This window comes from Chryseobacterium antibioticum, from assembly GCF_012927325.1.
Classification (GTDB): Bacteria; Bacteroidota; Bacteroidia; order Flavobacteriales; family Weeksellaceae; genus Chryseobacterium; species Chryseobacterium antibioticum.
Genome location: NZ_JABBGI010000059.1, coordinates 1 through 6039, shown reverse-complemented (window position 1 = coordinate 6039; position 6039 = coordinate 1). Strand labels below are relative to the sequence as shown.

General features: G+C 29.5%; 6 protein-coding genes. 5 read left to right on the top strand and 1 reads right to left on the bottom strand.

Annotation, left to right across the window (positions count from 1 at the left end):
• The first annotated feature begins 443 nt into the window (after nt 1-443).
• The 5 genes from HHL23_RS22115 to HHL23_RS22095 are packed head-to-tail and all read left to right on the top strand — an operon-like array spanning nt 444 to nt 4851.
• Nucleotides 444-809 carry a hypothetical protein gene (locus HHL23_RS22115; RefSeq protein ID WP_169236905.1) on the top strand — a complete coding sequence of 122 codons (366 nt, stop codon included), beginning with the start codon at nt 444-446 and terminating at the stop codon, nt 807-809.
• A complete protein-coding gene (locus tag HHL23_RS22110) occupies nt 806-1264 on the top strand; it encodes a three component ABC system middle component (RefSeq protein WP_169236904.1) in 459 nt (152 codons plus the stop codon). Before HHL23_RS22115 ends, HHL23_RS22110 begins: the two co-directional genes overlap by 4 nt.
• Nucleotides 1261-3117: a DUF3732 domain-containing protein gene (locus HHL23_RS22105; RefSeq protein ID WP_169236903.1), complete on the top strand. Its 1857-nt coding sequence runs from the start codon at nt 1261-1263 to the stop codon at nt 3115-3117. Before HHL23_RS22110 ends, HHL23_RS22105 begins: the two co-directional genes overlap by 4 nt.
• Nucleotides 3118-3119: 2 nt before the next feature.
• The gene (locus tag HHL23_RS22100) at nt 3120-4163 is read left to right on the top strand and encodes a nucleoid-associated protein (protein WP_169236902.1); all 1044 of its coding nucleotides are present in this window, start codon (nt 3120-3122) and stop codon (nt 4161-4163) included.
• 31 nt (nt 4164-4194) lie between these two features.
• Nucleotides 4195-4851, top strand: a complete 657-nt coding sequence (locus HHL23_RS22095; protein WP_169236901.1) for a hypothetical protein — start codon at nt 4195-4197, stop codon at nt 4849-4851.
• A 15-nt stretch (nt 4852-4866) separates the two neighbouring features.
• Here the strand turns inward: HHL23_RS22095 and HHL23_RS22090 are convergent, their stop codons facing one another.
• The gene (locus HHL23_RS22090; protein WP_169236900.1) at nt 4867-5220 is read right to left on the bottom strand and encodes a hypothetical protein; all 354 of its coding nucleotides are present in this window, start codon (nt 5218-5220) and stop codon (nt 4867-4869) included.
• Nucleotides 5221-6039 lie beyond the last annotated feature (819 nt).

Here is a 6039-nt window from a genome sequence, read left to right as displayed (position 1 = left end):
TTAATTTATTGATTATCAGATGAATATACAATATTTTATCTCAACAAACTAATGATAAATTATTTATTATCAAACAATTATATACTATCTTATGTGACTTCTATCATGCGTTTGCCCTGGGTGTTGATGAAATTATTCAAAAAATTAAAAATAGGTTATTTGAACTATATAGAGCTGATCATATAGTAGATACGATTTATGACAGCCTTTATTCAAGCCTACAGGAGACAAAATATTTAGAAATAAAAGCTGGAAAAAAATTTGAAATAACTTTTGAAGATTTTTCTAAAAAGTTTGCAAAATGTTTTAAAGTTGCAAGTGGGGTACAGAAACTTCCAATACGTGATTTCAAGATTTTTCTTCCTGAGAACCCAGAAGATCAAGTTTTTATTAAACAATTAATTGATATTGGCGCGATTAAAAGTGGCTCAAAATATATTATCTTGTACACTACTCAGATGCTCAAATTCACTCGTCATTTTACTTTTTGGTCAGATCAAGAGAATTTTATTTTACTACCTGAAGCAGATGAGTTCAAAAAAGATAGTATAATGAGATGGGACAATGAATTTCAGGCTCAATATAGTAAAATAGGGCGCAAAATTGATTCAGGTGTTGCAACATGTGATTTGGAAGATGAAATTAAAGATGCGGGATGCGAACTTATTTATAGTATCCGCCGACTTGATTTATCTATAGCTGACTACCTTCCTCTTGGGGTTGAATTTACTAATGGGCATTTTTATTCATTATCGAATGAGTTGGAAATAGGGTGGCATTTTGACTGGGAAAATAAATATAAAAAATGAGAGAAGTATACTATATATTTAACAATGAAGCTATTTCATGTTGCATTTTTCTTTCTGTTTTTCAAAAAATAGATGCTATTGATGTTTCAAGAGCATGTATAATCTTACCTTTTTTATTAGATGAAAGGACTGTAAGCTTCTTAAATAAAGTCGAAAATGTTGCAAATTATAGTTTGGAACAATTTATAGCAGAGCAACCGAGGTTATTTGTATCATTCAATAAACGATATTTATCATTATTGCCTATTACCATTAATTCATTAATGGTGCTGAAAAATAGTAAACAAATAAAAATTGATACTGAAATAAGGGCTATGTCAACTTTTGCTATTGAAGGTGATGAAGTATCAAGCGAGCGCTTTATTCTCATTGAAAATGCAATACCTCAATTATTGACATTAATTGCTCAAAAAACAACAACTCAACTATATAAAATGTTAAACATACAATTATGAAATTTATACTACATGAAATTAAATTGTGGTTTAAAGATAAAAGCACAAGCCCCAAGAGTTACATCCTTCTACCAAATAAAGTAAATATAATAACCGGTGATTCTACAACGGGGAAAACCAGCTTTTGGAATATTATTGATTATTGTTTATTATCAGGAAAGGTTACTATTCCAACTGAAATCATTGAAAAAGTTGAGTGGTTTGGAATTAGATTTACAATCAACAACAAAGATATATCCTTGATAAGAAAAACCCCGGAAAAAGGAGCGGTTTCATCCTCTATTTATTTCAATTTTGGGAAGTTTCCTGATAGACCGATACATAATAAAGAGATAGCGGAGACTAAAGCAATACTCGATGAAGAGTTTGGCATCGATGATAATCTCAGATTTCCGTATGGTAAAGAATTGGGGAGAACATCTTTCAATGTATCTTATAGGCATTTCTTGATCTTTAATTCTTTGACACAAACAATAATTGATGCCCCTGAAACATATTTTGACACGACATTTTATGGGAAAGAGGAATATGATAAAGCTCTTAATCATATTTTTGACTTAGTTATTGGTGTGAACGACATGAAAAATATTAAAGCTGATGAAAGACTAAAAGCAATTGAAAATAAATTAAGGAAAATACAAAGTCAGATTAAAGGCAATCAAAAAATTGAAGAAAATTTCCAAGCTGAAATATCCAAATTAATTAGTTGGTGTAAAAGAATAAATTTTATTGAGCATAATGAAAACTTTGAGGACATTGACTCCGCCATTTCTATTTTATTGGAAATAGTCAAGAACACAAAACAAACTGCAAAGAATGCATCGTTATTTTCTGAAATAGATAGCCTCACCAAAAAGAAAAAAGAATTGCAATCGCAAGTAAATGCAATTACGCAATATCAGAGAGAGTATGAACTATATAAACGGAACCTAAATAAAGCTGCTGACAGCCTACAGCCAATTGAATATTTAAATAAAAAGTTATCCGATCAATTGGTAGAGTCATATGAGACAAGAGTCTTTGTGGAATACTTAGAAACTTCATTAAAAGACATAAAACAAAACCTTTCCAATAAAAAGTCAGAACCTTTGAAAGTAACAGGTGATATTACTGCTCTAGGAAATGAAATAGATATCATTGATAAAAAGTTAGTTGAGATAAGTAGAATTAAGGCAAACTACCTTAAAGAAGGGGAAAAATTTATAGAATTGGGGAAAATAGATTATGCATTAGAACAAACACTTAAAAATAGAATTATTAAACCAATTGATACAATAGGACTTAACGAACTAAATGATGAGAAAGAGCGCCTAATGAAAGGTGGACAAGAAAATTCTCAAATTAAATTCACAATGGACACTTTATTGAACGAAAGTATTCAAAGGAATTTTGACCAATTAAGCTCCCTGCAAACTTATAACAAGAGCAAAGTTAATTTTAACAGTGAAAAAATGCTATTGCAATTAACACCAACTGGACAATTGTTCGCATTGGACAATGTTGGAAGTGCTTCAAACTATATGTTTATGCATTTATCTTTATACTTGGGATTACACGAGCATATTATTAATTTAGAACAGGAACATGTACCTCCTTTCTTATTCATTGACCAACCGAGTACTCCTTATTATGAAGGCAAAAATAATGATAGAGAAAAGCTTATAGACGCATTTACCTTGTTAAACTCATTTATGGAATATATTGTGGTAGAAAAAAAGAAAGATTTTCAAATCTTTATGGTGGAACATGCTCCTAAAGATTATTGGGAGAATAATGACTTTGTTCATTTTCATACCGTAGATGAATTTATTAATGGAAATGGATTAATTCCAAAGGAGATATACAATAACTAACTATGCAAACTATTAAATTAGGTAATATCGAGAAACTTATTATCCATACTATAGGAAATAAGAATAATGAAGACGGTGTTAACTTTTCCGATTCTTTAACAGATTTTGGAAGTGTAGAAGATATTATTAGAAAATTGGTTGAGAAGAATTTTAAATTTGAGGAACTATATCAATTTTATTTTGTTCCAAATTTGGATCTAAATCCTATGTATACTTTTATTAGTTCAATTTTTGAAAATAACTCGGATCAAAATTTTGTAGAACAAACTAAAAATTCTGGCAGATATCTGTACGACAAAAGTACCCACCCTCAAATTAAACCTGGTGAACTTTATGTTTTCTACATGAACCAAAGCATACTTGATGGTGAAGAAGTAGATTGTGTTGGTATTTTTAAATCTGAAACAAAAGAAACCGTACTAAAGGTAGAAAATGAACAATCAAATTATCGACTAAGAGATATACATGGTATGAATATCCATAAATTAGATAAAGGCTGCTTGGTTTTTAATACTGAAAGAAAGGATGGTTACTTGATAGCTGTTGTGGACAACACAAACAAAAGTTCAGAAGCACAATATTGGAGGGATGATTTTTTAAGTGTTCGCCCTAAAAAGAACGAATATCATCAAACTAATGAATTTTTAAGTATTGCAAAACAATTCGTCACAAAACAACTTGATGAAGATTTTGATCTTAGTAGGCCAGATAAAATAGATATGTTAAACAGATCTGTTGATTATTTCAAAAAACATGAAACTTTTGACAAACAAGAATTTGAAGAAGAAGTTTTCGCTAATAATGGAGTGATTGAATCTTTCCGCAAATTTGATCAGATATATAGACAGGAAAATGAAATGGAATTACCCGACAGTTTTGAAATATCTGCAAAAGCAGTAAAAAAACAGTCAAGAATTTTCAAAAATGTATTGAAGCTGGATAAAAATTTCGATATCTACATACACGGTAATAGAGACTTAATAGAACAGGGAGTTGATGAAAATGGAAGAAAGTATTATAAAATTTACTATAATGAAGAGAATTAATACCTATTTTTAGAACTTATGATATCATATAATGATGGAAAAATATTATTGGCAAAAAAAACTAGCCAAAATAACAGATAGATTAAAAAAAAGAGGCGAATTTAAAAGGCCTTCATCAAATATTGATGGCGAGCTTGAATTTAATATAGTAAATGGCTTTTATATTATACGTAAATTAATAGAAAACAATAAGTTAACTAATAAATTTATCTCTACAAATATAAAGGGGTTTAGATATCCATTTATTGATCAAAAAAAACTGACACCATTCAACAATCATAAATGGACAGAATTTTACGATTTGCAAAATAAGCAAAAAGCAAAATTTGATATTCAATTTTTATGTAATCTTTTCGTACATAGTTTCTATTTTATTCCTTGTGAAATATTTGTAAATGAGCAAATTAATGACTTAGAGCATATGGACGATAGTAAATTTCATGAATTATGTAAAATATACAAAAGAAAGTATCAACAAATCCTTTTCAATTCTGATGATAAGAAATTAGAGTTTTTATATGAAATTGATATTGATAAAATCATCGAAGTTTTCGAAACAGTAAGCTTAATGGATATTACAAAAATGTCTATTACATATAACGTTAGGACTAATAAATATGATTACAAACTTGAGATGCCTGATGAAGGAGAACCTACCAATAAGAAGCTTCCCAAACTAGATTATTAACTTATAAAACCCTCATTAATCATTAGCAATTAATGAATAAATTTTTGTAAAGATTTTGTTCTGTTGTTCCTTCAGTTCAGTAACTATTTTCAATTGTTTCCTGAAATTTTTCAAATCTTCACTGCCTATAAATTTTTGAGCATTTGCTATTTTTGCCACTTGATTGATATTGGTTTCAATCTTCACAAAAATATTGTCCTGTTTTTCAATAAATGCCAATATTTTTCTCCTTTCATCATCAAAAATCCTATTCTCCACCGAGTCAATAATTAAACTGCTCAAAGAAATTCGTTTTTTTGAGCAGAGCTTTTTCCAGCTTTCTTTCCGGTGTTTTTGGATTCTTATGAAAATACGTACTTCTTTTTCCATAGTTCTTCATTTGTACTTAATAATTGGGTTGGAAATTCTGAGGCAAATTAATACTAAAAAAACAATAAGTCAATAGTAATGAGTACGTTTAACTCAAATAAGAGTATTCTGGAATCATATAGAACTTCAAAAGATTAAAAAAGAATATACTGGGCTAATTTGAATCCTTTTTAAGATTTCAAAAAATAAAAACTGAGTTCCGAAGTTTTTTCTCCCCTTTTGCAAAAAAGGCAAGATCGTCTTTGTAGTACAACTTGAAAAGTTTGTACGTACAAAGACACATCTTGCTATTAAAGTCCCCACATTTTTTCAGAGCTCTGAAAAAACATCCTTCAACAATACAATACACTTAAAATCACAGCATTACACTCAGATTAATGTTTTTTGGCTGTTGAAAGATAAAAAGACAGTAAATATGGAAAGAAAAAATTTGCTAACCTGTATTCATTTTACACATGTTAGATCATAACCCTATACTATTTTACCCAGGTGTTACAATAAGATGGGTAATTTTTACTCAGGTTTTCGTCTAACCTGCGTAAAAATTACACAGGTTCAGCATTAAAGTAAATCATTACATAAGATGAGAATATAGACCTGATACTATTTTGCGCAGGTGCTACGATAAGGTGGGTAAAAATTGCCTACCTTAGAAGAAAACGTGAGTAATTTTTACGCAGGTTATGAATATGCCCAGGGCAAACGCATCATAAATTAATTAATTTTTCAAGATACCTGTTATCCCATCCTGCTTTTAGGCGCTTTCCTCTAACACCGACTTTGAGCGTTTTCTCATTTTTCAAAAGATTGAGAGCTATT

What these genes read in the sequence shown, in the direction of transcription:
- HHL23_RS22105 (WP_169236903.1), top strand. Translation starts at nt 1,261, where the DNA reads ATGAAATTTATACTACATGAAATTAAATTGTGGTTTAAAGATAAAAGC.
- HHL23_RS22090 (WP_169236900.1), bottom strand. Translation starts at nt 5,220, where the DNA reads ATGGAAAAAGAAGTACGTATTTTCATAAGAATCCAAAAACACCGGAAA.
- HHL23_RS22095 (WP_169236901.1), top strand. Translation starts at nt 4,195, where the DNA reads ATGATGGAAAAATATTATTGGCAAAAAAAACTAGCCAAAATAACAGAT.
- HHL23_RS22100 (WP_169236902.1), top strand. Translation starts at nt 3,120, where the DNA reads ATGCAAACTATTAAATTAGGTAATATCGAGAAACTTATTATCCATACT.
- HHL23_RS22110 (WP_169236904.1), top strand. Translation starts at nt 806, where the DNA reads ATGAGAGAAGTATACTATATATTTAACAATGAAGCTATTTCATGTTGC.